The organism is Pseudoalteromonas sp. APC 3495, assembly GCF_030407645.1.
Taxonomy (GTDB): domain Bacteria; phylum Pseudomonadota; class Gammaproteobacteria; order Enterobacterales; family Alteromonadaceae; genus Pseudoalteromonas; species Pseudoalteromonas tetraodonis.
This window is the reverse complement of record NZ_JASDDA010000007.1, coordinates 25,198-43,339: the sequence shown is the minus strand read 5'-3', so window position 1 is coordinate 43,339 and position 18,142 is coordinate 25,198. Positions and strand designations below refer to the sequence as shown.

The window sequence follows — 18,142 nt, the reverse complement described above, 5'->3', positions numbered from 1 at the left end:
CATCCTTTGATAATACCTCATGCTAACAAGTGATTTGCGTATGTGCGAGTAACTTTTTATTGCGGCTCGCTACTTTTAAATTGCTTTCTGTAAGCGGAAGGTGAAATAGAGAAAGCGGCTAAAAACTGTTGTCGAAAGCTAACACTCGATGAAAACCCAGATTGATTAGCAATTCTATCTGCATTTGGATAACTACAAAAGCAACCAAAGCTAAGTGTTATGTAAGGGGCAATAGGAGAGAACTCATGCGTAATATTAAGTGCTTTTATTTTTTGCTCAATTAACAAAGCAAATTTATGGCATTGCTCTATATTCGTAGCAGGTAAAATGATTGCGAATTCTTCACCGCCATAGCGAGCTGCTATGTCACCCTCACGTTTACATAAATTTTTTAATGCACGAGCAACGTGTTTTAACGTTTCATCGCCTTTGTGGTGGCCATAATTGTCGTTATAGGGCTTAAAAAAGTCGATATCACACATAATTAAACTAATTGGTTGGTGTTGTCTTGCAGAGCGTTTAATTTCGCTCTTTAGGGAAGTATCAAAAAATCGGCGGTTGGCAATATCAGTAAGTGCATCGGTGTTTGCTAACTTATTTAATTTTGTATTAGCGTTAATTAATTGTTCTTGGGTTAACTGTAGCTTTTTTTTATAGTTAATATTTTTAAGTGCATTATTAATGATTTCGCCTACGAGCTTTATTCTAATTAAATCTATTTTGCTCCAGTGGCGTTTTGTTTTAACACAATCACAACCAATAAAGCCTACTAGCTCTTCATCAAAACGTAGGCCTATGCACAAAACAGATTGAATATTTTGCTCTTTAAATTCAACTTTTTCAGCGTCGGCTTTTGCTGGTAATTGTTCAATATCATTCACTTGAAATAGATGACTCTCATTCATTATTTCAAAAAAGTAGGGTAGTTCAACTTTGGGTACATTTTGCAGTCTGTCTTTGCAAGCGATAATACCCGTATTGACCCATTCGTGAGTATTGGTGATAGTTTCGTTGTCGGTGTTGAATTCAAATAAATAACTGCGGTCTGCCTTCAGTACAGTGCCAATGGCTTTAAGGGCAAAGTTAATTTGCTGGTCTATATTGTCATTTTGTATATCAATAAGTTTGGTAGAAATTTTAGAGATAATTTGATCAAAGTTATATTGTTCTGTAATTGTACGATCTTGCTCTAAAGTGATCATAGATACAGAGTCATTAACTATTGAATAATTAACATTTAAAAGCTGCGGCGAAAATTCACACTCTAATAAAACAGCTGTGATATTTGATGAAAATAATTGCTCAATGGTTATCACCGTATCATCATTAAAGTCGCGAAGAGTAATACTCTTAAAAACATCGTTACTAACAGCGTCATCACTATTTATATTAAGTAGTGTTTTAGCATGTTGGTTTAACGTGTAGTGATGCGTTTTATTATCATAAGCAATCACGGCTAAATTAATTAGATTAAAAATCTGCCAAATTGTATTGTTTGAGTCATGGCTCACTGGTTTCTCCGCATTAAAATATGAAAACTACCCATATTTATGAATTAATTATTATTTTTGTATCCGCTTAGTTATTTTTAGTACAGTTTTTTGTATTTTACTAAGTTTTTAGTGCGTTTATTTGGCCTACGTATTATAATTGTGACTGTATATCATTACGTATTTCCCAATTTGCTTTATTTCATAAGCTTACTTTATTTTTAGTGAAGGTCTATTATATTTCATGACAGAAATAACCACACATCACGCTTCTCGTCGCCGTTTGTTAATTGCACTTGCAATTACCTGCTCATTTATGGTGATTCAATTAGTGGGTGCGTATTACGCAAACTCACTTGCAGTACTTGCTGATGCAGGGCATTTGTTTGTTCATAATAGCTCTTTGTTCATTGCTCTCATTGCGTCTAGCTTTGCTATTCATTTAGCTAAAACCTATAACGATGGCCATCAAAAAGCAGAGCTAATAGGGGGGTTGATCAACGGCGTTTTATACCTAGCCATTAGTTCACTTATTTTATATGAGGGCACTGAGCGCTTTATGCATCATAAAGGGGGACATGAGCTGGTTATTAATAGTTACTTAATGTCGGTAATTGCTGCTATTGGTTTTTTATTTCATGGCGCAGCGGCATGGGTGCTTTATAAAGGCCGTAAGGCGAGCATTAATGTGTATGCCGTGTTTTTACACTCGTTTTTTGATTTAATATCAACGGTTTCTACTTTTGCTGCTGGTGTACTTATATACATAACAGGCTGGAATGTAATTGATATTTTATCGAGCATGTTAATTGCGTCTTTTGTCTTGTTTACCGGTATTAAGGTCATTATTAGCTGTCTCAAGGGGTTGCGTTCAAATAAAGCTAAGTTACCTAAAGTGGCCGATATTGAAACAGAAATAACCACCATGGAACATGTTGCAAATGTGCACAATGTCACTGTTGTTCGTAAAAACAAAAAGGTTATTGTTGGTGCTCATGTTGTGCTAAAACAACACTGTACTATAGAAAAACATGATGAAGAGTGCCGCTTAAAGGTAATTAAACTGCTTGCAGATAAATTTAATGTGCGCAACAGCGTATTACAAATAGAAAGCTACGAATGCAAGCACATACACTAATGCGTTAAACCTAAAAGCGACTTAACTAAGTCGCTTTTAGTTTCATATCAAATCAATAATTTTTTCGAAGCACTCCGGGCTCATTAAATCGTTAGCACTCATAGGGCGAGCAAGGTAATACCCTTGTAACTGATAACAGCCTATATTACGCAAGAAGTCTAGCTGCTCACGCGTTTCTACACCCTCGGCAATACAATATAACTCTAAGTTTTCAGCGAGTGAGTAAATCGTTTTAATAATAGATTCATCCCCTTTATCAATGCCAATACTATTAACAAAGCTTTGATCTATTTTTATCACATTAATTGGAAATTGACTCAAATAAGTTAACGATGAATAGCCAGTGCCAAAATCATCAAGATACAGTTTGAAACCAGCAGCCTGTAAGCTTTTTAGTTGCTTAGCCGCTTTGTATTTATCTTCTAATAGCGTGTTTTCTGTAATTTCTAAACGAAGTTGTTGTGGTTTTATCTGTGCTTTTTCTAGTATGGAGCTGAGCTGCTGCGTTATGTTGGCCTTTAAAATATGTTTTGGAGACAAATTTAACGATATGTAAAACAACGGGTTAATGTTCAAAAGTGGAGCAAGCTCAGTAATTGCACGCTGTAATGCTTGCTCAGTTAACATATCAATTAAGCCAGTCTCTTCAGCAACAGGTATAAATAAAGCGGGAGAAACCGGTTTGCCTTGGTTTTCCCAGCGCATGAGTAATTCAACCCCACTTATTGTTTTATCTAGTGTATTAACAATAGGTTGATAGTGATTAAAAAACAGATTGTCCCTAGCAGCATCTTTTAAGTCGTTTTCAAGAATAAGCTTTTGTTTAATTTGCTCATTCATTTTTTCATTAAAAAACTGAAATCCATTTCTGCCTGCTTGTTTAGCATGCATCATGGCAATATCTGCGTTACGTATGAGGGCATCGGTCGATGTTGCATCGTATGGGTACAATGCAATACCAATACTGGCTGATATATTAATAGCGAAGTCTTCAATAATAACCTTGTTAGCCAGCTCTTTGCTCATTTCGTTGAGGGTGTGTTGTAAAGAAGCCATTGAGGTAACGTTTTCAACTAACACTAAAAATTCATCACCACTTTGGCGGCCAAATGTAGCGTCATCACCTAAGTATTGGCTCACTCGCTCGGTAATATTGCACAATAGTTTGTCACCCACAGCATGGCCAAAGGAGTCATTGACGGGTTTAAATTTATCTAAATCTATAAATATTACAGCGCATTGCGAATCGTCTTTAGCGGCGCTTGTAATGGCATTTTCGATTTTTTGATTCATTAAACTACGATTAGGTAAGCCCGTTAACGCATCGTAATTAGCAAGGTAGCGTAACTCATTTTCAGCGCGTTTTTGCTCTGTTAAATCGGTAATAACAATAACATAATAACTGACTTTATCTTTTTCATTAGCAACGGCTGTGGCACTTAAATGAATAGGGTGTTTTTCAGCTTTTGTGGTCTTTACATAAGCATTTGTTCGCCAGTTTTCTTTTGGTTTAAGTGCTTTTAAAATTGTTGCAAACTCTCTACACTTAGCTTGACCAATGGCATTAATAAATAATTTTGAGGTAACAATCCCCTCTCTGCCTTCATCAGAAAACACATCCATAAAGCTGTTATTGGCTGAAAATGGCACGAGGTCTTCATCTAAAATAAGTAAAAAGTCATTTATTTGACTAAATGCTTCGCCTAATATCTTGGCTTGTTGTTCGTTTGCCAGCTGCTCGGTAATATTAGTAAAAATACCCGACACATAAAGAGGCTCTTTAGTGTCTTCATTATAAATAGTTTGCCCCAAATCATGAAACCATAACCAGTGCCCATCTTTGTGCCGTAAACGATAAGTAGCTTGCCAATGTTTTTGCTTAGTTTGGTTTGTAAAAGTATTCCATTTACTTTGTAGCCTGCGACGCTCATCAGGATGCATAATATTAAAAAAACTACTTATATCGATGCGTTCAGGTAAATTCTCGTAGCCAAGCTCTGCGCCTCTATCTGTATTTACTGAGTTATCTGCAAAGCTATAGTTCCATACACCGCTTTTATTACTTTTTAGTGCCAGCTCAGTTTGTGTTTTAGAGTGCACAGCGGCGCGGTGAGCTTGTTCAATTGCAATTTTACGGCTTCGGTATTGCCAGAAAAATAAAAACAAAATAACAGCAATAGCAATAAAATATAAAGTATATGCAATAGGAGACTGCCAAGGGGCGTAAGCTACACTAAATTTTAACTGTATGGGGTCACTTGTGATCACTCCATTTCGCTGTTGAGTAGACACAGACAAAATATAATCACCAGGTTGTAATTTAGTAAAAAACACCTGGTTAGATTTTAAATCGTTGTAGCTCAAAGACGAAGGGCCTGTAAGCTCAACTTTATAGTAGGTTTTATTAATATTTTTATAATCAAAATTTGAAAACCGAACCGTTAAGCCCATATCGTCGTGCTTAAGCATTAATGGATCAGTGCTGTATTTTGAAGGGGAGTAATTAAGGGCTTGTGAAAACAAACTAATATTAGTAATTGCTAAGTTATTATTGATTTTTCGCTGTTCATTATCAAATTGCTCTGGGTCAAACATTAGCACGCCGCTACGGTTACCAAACGCTAACTCGTTGTTGTGTAATCTTAATGCTGCTAGAGCTGTAAAGTGATTGTTACTTAAGCCATCTTTTATTGTGTACGTGGTGATGTTAAGCGTATCTAAATTAAGTTGATAAAGACCGTTATCAGTACTTATCCATAAAAAGTCTTTATTATCTGCAATAAGTTTAAAAATAGAGTTAGTATTTAATGAGTTGTGTTTATCAAATACATGCACTTGCTGATATGTTTTAGCGTTTACTGCAATTAAGCCTTCTTGGGTGGTGGCTAACCACAGCAGCTCTCGCTTAGCATCGTAATAATAATTCTCTACTGTATGGTAAAGATTTTTTTTTGCTGTTTTAGATTCAAAAATAGTAATTAAAGTCGCTGTTTCTTCGTTGTATCGATAAAGCGTGTCAGAGGTACTTAACAGTAATTCGCCAGGGAAAGCCTCAGAGGGGGTATGAAACGTATATGCAAGCATGGGCGATACCTGCTCTTTTAGTCCATTAATAACTCGGTTTTCGCCTGTGTTACCATTAAATATATAAAAGTTATCATTGTTTATATAAGCAAAAGTATCGGGTGCAACTTGTGCAATGCCGAACGTATAGTCGGTATTTAACTTGTACTGAGTAATGTATTTGTTTTTTTCAAATGTTGTTGTTTCTTTATTAAAGAGATCGAGCCCGGAAAAAGTTGCTAGCCATAGGTAGTTATCGCCTTTGCCATATGCAGGGAAAATATCACCTATAGCCGATAGGCCATAGACCGCTTTGCTATCTTTAGATTGTAGATATAAGTCACTCTTTTGGGTTTCTAAGTTATACTGAACAAGCCCATCGTCAGTGCCTATCCACAGTAATTTACTATTATCTTGGTAAATAGTGTTTACAATATTATTTTCAGGTAAGGTTATTTTTTTAAACTTTTTTGTTTGTGCTGCCCAAGTAAATATTCCATGTGTTCTAGAGCCTAACCAGAGTAAGCCCGACTCATCAAACATAATATCGTTTATCGTGTTCTCTGTTACGTTGTAGTTACTATCTTTGAAGTTTAAAATAGGGCTAATACTTGTGTTTTTTCTATCGAATTCAAATAACCCACTTTCTGTGGCAATAAACTCACCATACGGTGTGTTTATATAATCCCAAATATTATAGTCACTTATCAAAGTTGTTAATGCTGAAGGGTTTATATTTTTAATTTCATCAAAAGCAATCCGATACATTCCTTCAACCGTACCAACTAGCAAACCAAGCTCATCATCTATGGATAAAAATTTAACATTGTTGCTATCGTTTGTAACTTCTTGAATGTCGTTAAGTGTTATTTGTTGTAGGTCGTTATTGGCAAAGTTATAAACATATAGCCCCTGATCGGCACCAATATACAATGTGTTTTGGTATAATGATAATGCTCTAATAAACATATTTTCATCGGGCAAAGATGAGATGAGTGTTAGGTCTTTTGATGTTTTACCATATCGGTAGATGTGCGAATCAATAGAAAAATAAAAATGCGCCGGTTGTTCAGCAACGGCCTGAACAGGAGAGAACTTTTCTTGATTTTGGTTTAAGTGCCCTGAATATATTAGCTCTGCTTGCAAGGTATTAGGGTTAATCAAATAACTTCCTGCAAGTTGAGTATTAACCAGAATTTGGCCGTCAATTGCTTTATAAATACTATTAATGTAGTTATTTTTTAAACCCAATTCGCTCTCGTAAGGCGTGACTTGGTATCCGTCGAATCGGTATAAACCTTCAGTTGTAGCAATCCATACATAGCCCATGTCATCTTGGAGTGATTTCACTATAAAGCTTTGCGACAATTGTTCGTTGTTAGTGATACGTTGTAATTGTTCTGAATAAGTTTGTGAAGCAAAGCTATGCTGCGAGCAAACAAATAAAAACATATAAACAATAAAGAAAAACTTACTCAAAAGCACTTACCCTTACAACGAACAAGGTTGGTATTAAATATTGGCGTAATATAACATGAGTTTAATTCAAAAATTACAAAAAGCATTAAATGTAAACTGTTTGTTGTGTTTTTGTTGTTTGTTACAAGGTTAATCTAGTTATAACGTAAGGACATAGTATGAATTACGCAGGAAATATTAAAGCAGAGCACAGTATACTTTTAGTTATCGACTTACAAAGTAAGTTAGCACCAGCGATTGCTTCGTTTAATGACACGCTAGATTGTGCTCTGCAGTTAGCAAAAGCAAGTGCTATTCATCAAATTCCTTCAATAATTACAGAACATTATAAAAAAGGACTAGGTGAAAGTGATGAGAAAATAAAATCTGTGTTACCTAATACACGCTATTTTGAAAAAATTAACTTTAGTGCCTGTGCACAAGAGGGGTTTTTAGATATTCTTGCGCAATTAAATCGCCCACATATAGTTGTAATTGGCACTGAAGCGCACGTTTGTGTGTTACAAACATGCTTAGATTTATTACAGCAGGGTTATGCGGTCACTGTGGCAGCTGATGCAGTAGCATCAAGAAACACAGAGCACAAAGCTATTGCACTAGAACAGCTTCGTCAAGCCGGTGCTATAGTCTCTTGTGTAGAGACCATCATATTTCAATGGACAACAAAAGCAGGGACGTCTACCTTTAAACAAATACTACCAATTGTTAAGTAGCGCATTAAAAACGGTTTTAAATCAAATAATTTGTACTTTGTTTGATTTGAAATAATAAATAGCTAGCTGTTTTGAGTTTAAATATCAGCTGAACGTGTTTAAATTAGAACACAATTAATTTAAGGTTTTTATGTCTAGTGTAAGTCGGTTATTCACAATTATTTTTAGTCTTTTGTTTATTGAGTCTATAGGTATTGGTCTTTATTTTGGCACCCTGACAGAAGCATTTCTTGTCGGCTTACCGTTATGTTTGCTCCCCATTTGGCTTTTAAAAACCCAACCCGATAGCAAAATGACACCGCATGTTGTTGCGGCTGCAATTATGATGTTTTCATTTTTACATATTCAACAAGCCTATGGCCTTATCGAAGTGCATTTCGAAATATTCATTTTCTTAGCCATGCTAATAATGTTCATAGAGTGGCGAGTGTTTATTACCGCTATTGTGTTTGTAGCTATACACCATTTATCTTTTTACTATTTGCAAACACAAAATACTGGTTTTTACGTATTTGATCCAGACCGACTTGCCTTTTCAACAGTGCTTATTCACGCAGCGTATGCCATTGTGGAAGCGCTTGTAGCTGGTTTTATTGCCGTAACATTAAATCGCGAACGCCGTGCGGGTCTATCGTTAAGTTATGCCACAGAGCAAATAATGCAAGATCCAAATCAAGTTAAGCTTTCTATGCGAGCAGATGACACAACAAGCAAAGCGGTAGTTGGTTTTAATACTTTGCTTGAGTACTTATCAGATGTGATTAAGCAAGTTCAAGTTCAGTCAGACTCTTTAAAAAATAACTCTAAAGAGCTTATTCATGTTCATGATGAGTTAGCCAATAGCGCGCAGCAACGAAACGCGCAAACAGATGATATTGCTAATTCAGGCGCACAAGTTGCGCATGGTTTTAAGTTAGTTGAACAAGAAAGCGATACTTTAAAACAACAAGTTAATAGCATTACTGAATCAGCCAATGTTGCGCTGGAGGAAGTATTACAAACCGACAGAAAAAGCACCGAGCTACTCACCTTGTTAACAAACACTGAAGAGCAGTTAAGCCATTTAGTGGCCGCTGGGGATGTTATTACTAGTTTACTCAATGAAATTTCAGGCATAGCCGACCAAACTAATTTATTAGCCCTTAATGCTGCAATAGAGGCCGCACGAGCGGGTGAGCATGGCCGAGGGTTTGCTGTTGTTGCCGATGAAGTACGCTCGCTTGCAAATAGCAGCCAAGCAACAACAACCAAAATAGCGTCTACGCTTACAGATCTGGTAAATAATAGTCGCACGTCAACTCAGTCGATGAATCAATGTGTAGAATTTGTGGTTGATTTAACAAAAATAAGCGCAACGATGAAAGAGAATATTTCGTCAATGAGTGATCAAATTCAAGCGGTATCTGCCAGCACTAACTCAGTAGCTCAAGTGGTTGCCGAACAGGCTGGAAATACAGAGCAAATAGCAATGAGTACAGATCAAATGCGCCAAAATCAGTATCAAGAGACTAAAATAGTTGAGCAGTTAACGGCTAAAGTGCAGCTGATAGACGTAAGTATTGATGTATTAGAGCAAAGTATTGCAAAATTTAAGTAAGTCTCGTTATTTCACCATTAGCTTAATTTGTATATGGCTTGCTTTTGTTGTGTCGGCACTTGTTTACTTTCAGCTAGGGCAGCTAAAGCCCTTTGATGAGGGTAATATGCTTAAACAGCAAAACTGGTTTTCGCAATTTAAAAACCAAGTACTGTGGCAAAACAAAGACAGTGCTCAACTTGTGATTATTACGCAAGAAAATTGCGGCTGTACAATTCAAGCACAGCCTCATTTATCAGCCCTGCAACGCTTTGCTACAAACCAAGGGGTTGAAGTGCAAAATTTTGTATTAAATAATGAGTTAAAGTCAGTGATCCCTGCCACACCTGCCGCCGTTTTAATTGATAAAAATGGTGAGTTTGTTTATGCAGGGCCTTTATCTGAAGGGCTGGCATGCTCTCAAGGTAGTGGCTTTGTGGAAACCGTTATTAGTAATTTACAGGCCGGATTTAACTCATCATTATTAATAGCGGATACAAAAGGCTGCTATTGTGTAAATAACGCCTAAATCATATACCCTTATATAAAAAGCGCTTACAACTAACTTGTATAAAAGTAGGTAAGCGCTTTTTATTGTTTAACGATTAAAGAGTGATTTAAACGTTATTTAATCATTATATAGTCACTAAACCATAAATACCCAACAGTACAAAAACACTGGCTGCTATCGCTCTTACGGTATTTAATGGAATTCTTTTTAGTAACGCCTTACCGGCATAAATAACAGGGACATTGGCAATTAACATGCCTACTGTAGTACCCACCGTAACCCAAAGTACTGATTGATATTGTGCACCGAGCAACACGGTTGCAATTTGTGTTTTGTCCCCAATTTCAGCAATAAAAAATAAGATTAAGGCCACTAAAAATGCACCATAGCGGTCGTATTTATGGCTCACTTCTTCATCTTTATCTGGAATAAGTAGCCACAGCCCTACCACAATAAAGCTTATATTGACTATCCAAGGTAAGTATTCGACGGCAAAGTTTCCGCTTAGCCAATCACCAAACCATGCAGATAAACCATGATTAATAATAGTAGCAGCGAGAATGCCTAAAATAAGTGCAATTTTATTATGAAAGCGAGCAGCTAATAGTAAAGATAAAAGCTGGGTTTTATCGCCTATTTCAGCAAGGGCAACAGTGACGGTAGAGGTTAAAAAAATATCCATTAATATAATCTTCAGGCGGGAAGACTAAACCAAGGCAAACAGCTATCTCCCGCCATGAGGATAGTGTCTACCTAGGTCTCGCCGATAACGCTTGCTACAACATTACAAACTTACCATGCACATGAGGTGCAATTATGTTGATAAGTTTACTCATTACTGAGCGGGCTACTCCCCTAAGAGAGCAGCGATTATTCCACAAAGTTTAAAGTAGGTAAATATATACGGGTAACTTTTAAATTTAAAAGGTGGCTTTGTGTCGTTAGTGCACAAATAAACTTGCTTTTGGCTATCAAGTTAGCTGTAATAATAAACAGAAGGAAGTTGAACAATTTGAAATTATATTCACGTGTAAAGGAATTTAAATATGCAATCAACTGTCGTTAAATCAACAATGGCAACCATTCAAAATGGAGTTATGAAAGCGGACGGAAAGTTTTGGATTACGCAAACCGACTTAAATTTTGAACCTTTTAATGAAAAATTAGGGTTAGAACCATATACAATTGCCCGTGATACAATTTTAAAAGTGGTTGAATGTAAAGGCAAAGGCGCAGGCCTTGTTCCAATAACAGCTGATGCGATAGAGGTTTTCACGCAAGATGGCAGCTCGTATCAGTTTATACTCTCAAACCCCAGTGATTGGATAAATATATTGTCAAATCAAACGAGTGCTTAAAGTAACAAGCATGCCATCAATTAATAATTTTAATTGATGGCAAATAAGGCTTTCATTTAAGGTATAACTCCTAACATGCGGCAAAATGAAAGTACCTAAACTTTAAATACATTAACTTGCCCTTGTAGCATTGCCGCAAGCTGTGCGAGTTCTTGCGATGCCTGTGCATTTTGCTGTGAGCTTTCGCTAACCGACGTGATACTCGCGCTAAACTCATTAATATTACTGCTTAGCTCATTTGCGACCATTTTTTGCTCCTGAGTTGCGGTTGATATTTGAGTATTCATATCTGCAATTTCAGTAACTTCACGGTTAATTTCGCTGAGCACCTGCGAAGAATAATTAGCATGCTCAACACTCTCTTTAGCGCTGCTTTCAGCGTTACCCATGGCATTAACAGCTTGCTGAGCCATGCCTTGTAGTTTAGTGATCATTTCATTAATGCTAGCGGTTGCCTTTTGAGTATTGTGGGCAAGTTGCCTTACCTCATCGGCTACAACGGCAAAACCACGACCAGAATCGCCAGCTCTTGCTGCTTCAATAGCTGCATTTAGAGCTAACAAGTTAGTTTGCTCAGCAACGCTTTGAATCATCATAACAACTTGGTTTATATCATTGGTTTGTGTATTTAGATCTGTAATGAGCTGCGTATTAGTATTAACTAAAGTTGAAAGCGTATTTATTGACTCTATATTATCAGCAACAGCTTGTTGCCCTTGGCCTGCCTTAATGTCGGCACTTGTTGCCTTGTCGGAGGTTGTTTGCGCGTTTTGAGCAACTTGTTCTATTGCACTGCTCATTTGAGTAATTGCAGTTGCAATCATAGCCGATTGTTGCTCTTGCTGCGTTGCTGTACTGGCAACCTGAATACTAATAGAGTTCATTTCTTCAGCTGCAGAGGCAAGTGTCAGCGTTGCGCCTGCCATATCTTTTACTAAACCTTGGATCCGAAGTAGCATATCATTAAAGTTAGATGCGGTATCTGCAATCTCATCCTTACCTTGAACCTCAGCACGAGCTGTTAAATCAGCATTGGTCGCAATGTGCGTTATGGTATCGCGTAATGACATTAATGGATTTTGTATCGAAGAATAAATAAAGTAAGCAACAATCAGTAACAGTAAAATCAATATCGCGATTGTCACACTCATTATCAATTTTATAAATTGATAATTCTCATCAGCTTTAACTTTAAAATCACTTGCTTCTTTAAGTTGTAAATCAATTAAAGCTTGGTAGCTGGCACTCAGCGGATCAAAGAGTTGGTAAAGCTCATAAACAAATTGCTTTTGTGGTAGTGATAAAAATTCACCACTATTAATGCTTAAAATCAAATTATTTAAGTGCGTAAGCACGGGCTTTAGTTTGCTTTCAACGTTATCTACTAAGCGCTTTTCTTCAGCTGTTAGCTGTGTGCTCAGGTAGGCTTTCCATTCATTATCAGCCGTATTTCTAGCATCATTAATATTCGCCAAAAGCGCTGATTTGGTAATAGACTCAGCACGATACTTGTGAAGTAAGTCAACAATATTTACAGCGTAATTATCAGACACATGTTTAATTTGCTTCAGTGGTACGACACGGTCGTCGTATAAACTATCAATTTCTGCTACTAACCTTCCCATTGTGTTTATTGAAAAAAACGATGTAATTAAAAAAATCATAATTGGTAGCAATGCAAGCACGGCTAAACGGGTACGCACAGAATAATTGTTTAACATAGTTATCCAAAATTACAGCAATAATAAAAAAGTATAATATGGATAAAAAATTTTACTGAATTTTTATATGAAAATTATTCAGGGTTTATAATTCTTGCGCTTTAAGTTAATAACTCAAGTCTCATTTCAAAAAGCTTTTACTCGCATAATCCAATCAATCTTTATTATTGTTACTGCAGATAGGGGGGTAGGTAAGTTTGCCATTGTTTGCAAGACGCCAAGCAAATTCTGTTGATATTCTACCTGCCGCTTAGAGCGAAAAGCGATCAGTTAAGAATTTTAATGTCTGAAGTCAAGATTTGACCCCATTGGCTTACTGACGCGGCTAGGCACTTTTGCACAAGTGCAAGGGAAGTATTTGTTCAAATTCTAGATATAAATGCTCCTGACGAGTCTGTTTTATCTCGAAGTCCAGACTGTGATAAAACGGATAAAGGACTGCCTACAAGGCGAGAGAAGGTTAAGTTTCTTTTAGAGAAATCTGGAATAATAAGTGGTGTAGCAGTGGATTTTGTTGACGAAGATGTTAAAAACGTATTGAGTCTTTTTCGAGTATTCAATGATGGAACCCACGGTTCGTCAGGGCGATTTGGTATCGATAAACTAATGGCAATTAAAACAAGGGTAGAAAATGGAATATCCTATCTATCCTCTATATCTGGGCATGCTTAACAAAGATAGTCAGAGCTGTCGTTATCAATGTCTGCTTATGGCACTGAGCCCAAATTCGGCATAGAGCGATGAGTGGACGCCCCACTAAGTTGAGTTTAAGCTAACTATTTACTAGCTTCTCGCTATTGGAGCGATTCGCTCTCGCTTTTTTAAGATAAACTCTTTAAATTGACGTAATGTACAGTAATAGCAATTAGTTAAGATAAATGATAAAAGTGTACTATGAACGAGGAAACGATTTGAGTTAGAAAAAACGAATCTGTTGCTCGTTTTTAATTATAATAATTTAAATGGAAGTTTTTATGACGGAAAGTAAGCCTTATCTAGAGCTCTACGATCGAGTGAATAAAACAACAAAAAATAGATTTGCTGCTCAAAGAAGATTGGAACACCATAATAAAGCTGTTTTGTGGACTATAACTTTATCCTCAATTTTTTTGTTAATAACTCCTCTAGCGCAAGGTTTTGGACTGACTCTCACTCAAGATGAAACTTTAATTGATTTTGTTCAAATTCTTCTTACGGTCGTTATTTTAGCTGTTTCGATTATATTAAGTACTGCAAATTTTGCTGTTCGTGGTGAAAGAATTCATAACTGCGGAATGGAACTTAACGGGTTAGCCAGACGTATTTATCCTAAAATAACTTCAACGTCAGAAGATGCTGAATATAAAGATATAAATAAAGAATACGATGAAATTCTTCGTCGTTATGAAAATCATACCAAAGTCGATTTTATGAGAACTAAACTAGATATGTCTCAATATTACCAACCACCATTTTGGTATCGCCCAGTTTTCTTCCTTCGCTACTTATCTGAGTTTTGGTTATACATTATTATACTGTTAGCTGGTGCGAGTTGGGTCGCTGTTTTATTCGGCGTAGTTTAGGTATACAACCTACTCAAGTGGTGCAAATAATAGCTAAGTTTCATTCCCCACTAATTTTAGTCAACATTTTACGCCGATTATCTGGGCGTAATATTTTATTGGAATATACCCATGATCAGTCCTACAACGCGTGAACGTTGGAATACCAAAACAATAATGACTATTACATTTCTTGTATCAGTTGTTTTGATAGTCAGTTCAATGTTTTTTCCAGCAGAATATGATGATTGGAAGAACATTCAAATTAGTGTGGCATGTTCAATATTAGCCAGTAATTTAATTATGTATTTAACATCTGAATTTATGCTAAGAAGTAAAAGGCGAACTGATATTATCGATAAGTGGGGTGTTGAGGCTATTTATAAAACTAGGGCTGAAATGAATTCATCGACCAATGTTGCATTGTCAAAGTGCAAGGATGAAATTGAAATTATTGCATTCGGTTTAAAAGGATTTCGTGAAACACAAACGGAAGAAATTAAAAGGCTGATTAATAAAAAAGTAACAATTAAAATTTTAACATTGAACCCTGAATCAAAAAACTTAGGATTAGTTGATGAGCGTGAAGGACAACTCAAAGGTGCTACAAAAAAAACTATACAAGATTTGGTAAAGTGGTGTGAAGACTTAAACAAAGCCATAAAAAAACCTTGTATTGAAATAAAATTTTATGATTGTTTACCGCTAGATTTTTACTTCAGAATTGATGATCATGTATATGTTGGTCCTTATCTTAAGGGAATATCTAGTCAACAAACCATTTCTTATGAATTTACACTAGGTGAGGGCTATAAGTACTGGGTAAATTACTTTAATACTCAGTGGAATTCGTAAATGCTAAGAAAACCGGATTATGAAAATGGGCGCTTTTTCATAAGTCCTATCTTAGGGTGCAATGCTAGGTGTTCATTTTGTTATATTTATTCAAAAGGGTATAAGACTAAAGTTTCCAGAAATGAATTTGGTATAGAAGAGACAATTATTTTCTTACATTCTCATGAAAAGTTTAAAACAGGAGTTAATGGTTCAATCATATCGATTGGAGCATGGGGAGATCCTTTCCCTCGTTATAGTAAACATTCGTGTAGTCATACGTTGCAATGGCTAAGCGAGCTAGCAAAGCTAAAAAATCCAATACAAATAATGAGTCGATATGAGCTGAGTGATGATGTTGTCGAGGGTATTGTGAAATGTAATTCTTATGCTGGGCAAATACTTTATTCAACGTCTGTTAGCACTCTTAGTAGAAGCAGGGAAATTGAGCCTTATGCTGATAAGCCTGAATTAAGGCTCAAGAGTATAAAAAAATTAAGAGATAACGGAGTATCAACAAATGTAATGGTCAAACCATTCTTATCAGGTATTACTGATCTTGAGATTAATAGTTTTATTAAGGTTTTTAATAAATTTGGCGTAGAGCATTGTGTGGTTGGTGATCTATTCGTTGACGAAATAATTAAAGCTCAGCTTTTTAAGTTGCCTGATGCCTCTTTGAAAATAGAGATTAGTGGTGATAAACAGGTTTTAGATTGTACTTCTGGTGAATCTTACGAAATTAATATTTCACGTAAGATGCTAGAGTTTTCTTCTCTACTTGAAAAGTCTGGCATCAAGGCATTTAAAAAGTCTAGTTGTGTTAATTCATACATCCTTAATATCCCAAATCCTGCTGATTATATAAATGAAGACCCTCATGGCTACTGTATTAAGTGTGGTGTATGCGAAAAAAAATAGCAAAGAAATAAGTTGTGGTTGGCAAGGCGTAACTCATTCTAGCCAACCTTTACTAACAACTTATTATTGAGGTATTACCAACGACCGCTTTTGGCACATTGACGAAGTTCGGCTTGGAGCGATGAGCCGTCACTGAGGTTAGTTGTTATTAACTTAATAAAAATAAGAGGACACTTTCCTCTTTTTTACATGCTTATATAAATAACACAAAGCATAATATTTATAGCTGGCAATGACTTAAACTATTTGCTATTAATGTAAGTTTACAAAATAAGGACGTTTTCGCGCTAAAAAAAGAAAGCGTCCTCTGATTAAGTTGTTAGGCTATTTTTCTAGCCTGTATAATTAATCAACCTATATGGAAATAAAAATGTTTAGAAAAAGCATTCTGATATCTACTCTACTTTTAACCTCTTTTGCAAACTCCGCTGAAAATATACCTACAAGCTCAGGGATATTTTCAATCACTGAAAAAGAAAATGACTACTATGAAAAAGAGCAAACCTATAAATTAGAGGGCAAAGTGGTTGGTAAAAGCTCTTGGCTAGGTGTTGAGGGTAAGTTACTTGGAAATTATAACAATACTAATTATATTTCTGTGAGTGGTTATACTGGTGGCAGTGGCTGCCTAAAGGTTATATCGATAGTCAAAGTTAACAAAAATGAAGTTAGTTTTAGCCCTTCCTTAAATGCTTGCGGTGGCATAAAAGACATTAATTTTAAAAATGGGGTTGTTACTGTTACTGCATTAGAAAGAGATGAAAAAACACAGGTAAAATATATAGTCAAGGAGGATAGTATTTTACAAGATGGTGTTGTGCCTACGACTACATTTAGCTTCATTGCAAAATAATAGCTTAACAAGTTGCTTAAACGGACGTGATAACAGTTGGCTCACGCTCGTACCTCGCAAGTTTAGCCAACTGTTTCACGCCGCTTAGCAAGGCGTTATGCCCTATCAGGAGTAAGCAGGTTTGCAATTCATTCATAATGATTTAGGTCAAAGGAAGGCGGGCGAGATTGTTGAGGTTACTTTAACCAGAGGCGCTAATGTTCGTCTAATGAACAGTTCTGACTTCAATAATTATAAGAGCGGAAGGCGACACCGCTATATCGGTGGCTTGGCAAAGAAATCGCCTTTAAGACTTCAGATTCCTAATTCTGGTCACTGGCATGTTGCTGTTGATATGCAAGGGTTGAGGGGGAGTGCTAAAGCATCTGTACGAATACTGCCGGGTGCACTTCCCGCAATTCAAGATCGTCCACTGGCGGAAGTTCCAAGCTTAGTTCGTGACAATATCCCACCTTCGACAGAATCTGGCGGAGATACTTATGACGTTTTCATTTCACACGCGTCCGAAGATAAAGATGATTTTGTTCGTCCTCTAGCAGATGCGCTTATAGCTCAAGGGCTGAATGTTTGGTACGACGAAATGACGCTTAGAATTGGTGATAGCCTGAGACAAAAAATAGACAAAGGACTTGCCAATAGTAAAGTAGGGCTGGTTGTTCTATCACCTTCGTTTATAAAGAAAGGCTGGACGAACTATGAGCTTGATGGAATCGTTACGAGAACTGTTTCGGGTGAACAAGTTCTTCTCCCCATTTGGCACAACATTACAAAACAGCAAGTAGTAGATTTTAGTCCCTCAATTGCAGACAAAGTCGCTCGCAGTACAGCCACTCATACAATTGAAGAGATTGCTTTAGAAATTGCTGAGCTAATAAAATCAAAGGTATAATCGGGTAGCCGGAGATCTCTAACCCCCAGCCCTCACACCACCCATCATGCGGGCC

14 protein-coding genes, 1 pseudogene and 1 riboswitch are annotated in these 18,142 nt (G+C 36.5%); of the genes and pseudogenes, 11 read left to right on the top strand and 4 right to left on the bottom strand.

Features of this window, described 5'->3' with window-relative positions; genetic code table 11:
* Nucleotides 1-56: 56 nt before the first annotated feature.
* On the bottom strand, nucleotides 57-1,511 hold the full coding sequence (locus QL984_RS04445; RefSeq protein WP_290172020.1) for a diguanylate cyclase: 1,455 nt from the start codon (nucleotides 1,509-1,511) through the stop codon (nucleotides 57-59).
* A gap of 223 nt (nucleotides 1,512-1,734) precedes the next feature.
* Here QL984_RS04445 and QL984_RS04440 point away from each other — a divergent pair, with 223 nt between their 5' ends.
* Nucleotides 1,735-2,628, top strand: a complete 894-nt coding sequence (locus QL984_RS04440) for a cation diffusion facilitator family transporter (protein ID WP_013463085.1) — start codon at nucleotides 1,735-1,737, stop codon at nucleotides 2,626-2,628.
* A gap of 42 nt (nucleotides 2,629-2,670) precedes the next feature.
* Here QL984_RS04440 and QL984_RS04435 read toward each other — a convergent pair whose 3' ends face one another.
* On the bottom strand, nucleotides 2,671-7,170 hold the full coding sequence (locus QL984_RS04435; RefSeq protein ID WP_024601072.1) for an EAL domain-containing protein: 4,500 nt from the start codon (nucleotides 7,168-7,170) through the stop codon (nucleotides 2,671-2,673).
* A 158-nt stretch (nucleotides 7,171-7,328) separates the two neighbouring features.
* On the opposite strand from QL984_RS04435, the gene QL984_RS04430 reads away from it, so the two are divergent.
* From QL984_RS04430 to QL984_RS04420, 3 genes are all read left to right on the top strand, one after another.
* On the top strand, nucleotides 7,329-7,883 hold the full coding sequence (locus QL984_RS04430) for an isochorismatase family protein (protein WP_013463086.1): 555 nt from the start codon (nucleotides 7,329-7,331) through the stop codon (nucleotides 7,881-7,883).
* A 130-nt stretch (nucleotides 7,884-8,013) separates the two neighbouring features.
* Nucleotides 8,014-9,480, top strand: a complete 1,467-nt coding sequence (locus QL984_RS04425) for a methyl-accepting chemotaxis protein (RefSeq protein WP_024601071.1) — start codon at nucleotides 8,014-8,016, stop codon at nucleotides 9,478-9,480.
* Complete coding sequence (locus QL984_RS04420) at nucleotides 9,464-9,988, top strand: DUF6436 domain-containing protein (RefSeq protein ID WP_013463088.1); 525 nt, start codon at nucleotides 9,464-9,466, stop codon at nucleotides 9,986-9,988. The genes QL984_RS04425 and QL984_RS04420 overlap by 17 nt, the downstream gene beginning before the upstream one ends.
* A 106-nt stretch (nucleotides 9,989-10,094) precedes the next feature.
* Here the strand turns inward: QL984_RS04420 and QL984_RS04415 are convergent, their stop codons facing one another.
* Complete coding sequence (locus tag QL984_RS04415) at nucleotides 10,095-10,652, bottom strand: TMEM165/GDT1 family protein (protein ID WP_013463089.1); 558 nt, start codon at nucleotides 10,650-10,652, stop codon at nucleotides 10,095-10,097.
* 84 nt (nucleotides 10,653-10,736) lie between these two features.
* Nucleotides 10,737-10,838: riboswitch (yybP-ykoY riboswitch) on the bottom strand.
* 178 nt (nucleotides 10,839-11,016) lie between these two features.
* Between QL984_RS04415 and QL984_RS04410 the strand changes: the two genes are divergently transcribed.
* Nucleotides 11,017-11,328, top strand: a complete 312-nt coding sequence (locus QL984_RS04410) for a hypothetical protein (RefSeq protein ID WP_013463090.1) — start codon at nucleotides 11,017-11,019, stop codon at nucleotides 11,326-11,328.
* A gap of 95 nt (nucleotides 11,329-11,423) precedes the next feature.
* Here the strand turns inward: QL984_RS04410 and QL984_RS04405 are convergent, their stop codons facing one another.
* Nucleotides 11,424-13,049 (bottom strand): methyl-accepting chemotaxis protein, encoded by a 1,626-nt coding sequence (locus QL984_RS04405; RefSeq protein WP_290172018.1) that lies wholly within the window; start codon nucleotides 13,047-13,049, stop codon nucleotides 11,424-11,426.
* A 330-nt stretch (nucleotides 13,050-13,379) separates the two neighbouring features.
* On the opposite strand from QL984_RS04405, the pseudogene QL984_RS18465 reads away from it, so the two are divergent.
* The 6 genes and pseudogenes from QL984_RS18465 to QL984_RS04380 form a co-directional block, all read left to right on the top strand.
* Nucleotides 13,380-13,721: pseudogene (locus QL984_RS18465) on the top strand (hypothetical protein); the annotation flags it as partial.
* A gap of 302 nt (nucleotides 13,722-14,023) precedes the next feature.
* On the top strand, nucleotides 14,024-14,611 hold the full coding sequence (locus QL984_RS04400; protein ID WP_290172017.1) for an SLATT domain-containing protein: 588 nt from the start codon (nucleotides 14,024-14,026) through the stop codon (nucleotides 14,609-14,611).
* Between the two features lie 111 nt (nucleotides 14,612-14,722).
* On the top strand, nucleotides 14,723-15,445 hold the full coding sequence (locus QL984_RS04395) for a hypothetical protein (RefSeq protein WP_290172016.1): 723 nt from the start codon (nucleotides 14,723-14,725) through the stop codon (nucleotides 15,443-15,445).
* Complete coding sequence (locus tag QL984_RS04390) at nucleotides 15,446-16,345, top strand: radical SAM protein (RefSeq protein ID WP_290172015.1); 900 nt, start codon at nucleotides 15,446-15,448, stop codon at nucleotides 16,343-16,345.
* 370 nt (nucleotides 16,346-16,715) lie between these two features.
* The gene (locus tag QL984_RS04385) at nucleotides 16,716-17,198 is read left to right on the top strand and encodes a hypothetical protein (RefSeq protein ID WP_290172014.1); all 483 of its coding nucleotides are present in this window, start codon (nucleotides 16,716-16,718) and stop codon (nucleotides 17,196-17,198) included.
* Between the two features lie 121 nt (nucleotides 17,199-17,319).
* Nucleotides 17,320-18,087: a DUF1883 domain-containing protein gene (locus QL984_RS04380; protein WP_290172013.1), complete on the top strand. Its 768-nt coding sequence runs from the start codon at nucleotides 17,320-17,322 to the stop codon at nucleotides 18,085-18,087.
* The last annotated feature ends 55 nt before the right edge of the window (nucleotides 18,088-18,142 follow it).

Excerpts from the sequence above, each read along its gene's own strand:
- QL984_RS04440 (WP_013463085.1), top strand. The coding sequence starts at position 1,735 with ATGACAGAAATAACCACACATCACGCTTCTCGTCGCCGTTTGTTAATT.
- QL984_RS04430 (WP_013463086.1), top strand. The coding sequence starts at position 7,329 with ATGAATTACGCAGGAAATATTAAAGCAGAGCACAGTATACTTTTAGTT.
- QL984_RS04425 (WP_024601071.1), top strand. The coding sequence starts at position 8,014 with ATGTCTAGTGTAAGTCGGTTATTCACAATTATTTTTAGTCTTTTGTTT.
- QL984_RS04415 (WP_013463089.1), bottom strand. The coding sequence starts at position 10,652 with ATGGATATTTTTTTAACCTCTACCGTCACTGTTGCCCTTGCTGAAATA.
- QL984_RS04410 (WP_013463090.1), top strand. The coding sequence starts at position 11,017 with ATGCAATCAACTGTCGTTAAATCAACAATGGCAACCATTCAAAATGGA.
- QL984_RS04405 (WP_290172018.1), bottom strand. The coding sequence starts at position 13,049 with ATGTTAAACAATTATTCTGTGCGTACCCGTTTAGCCGTGCTTGCATTG.
- QL984_RS04400 (WP_290172017.1), top strand. The coding sequence starts at position 14,024 with ATGACGGAAAGTAAGCCTTATCTAGAGCTCTACGATCGAGTGAATAAA.
- QL984_RS04395 (WP_290172016.1), top strand. The coding sequence starts at position 14,723 with ATGATCAGTCCTACAACGCGTGAACGTTGGAATACCAAAACAATAATG.
- QL984_RS04390 (WP_290172015.1), top strand. The coding sequence starts at position 15,446 with ATGCTAAGAAAACCGGATTATGAAAATGGGCGCTTTTTCATAAGTCCT.
- QL984_RS04385 (WP_290172014.1), top strand. The coding sequence starts at position 16,716 with ATGTTTAGAAAAAGCATTCTGATATCTACTCTACTTTTAACCTCTTTT.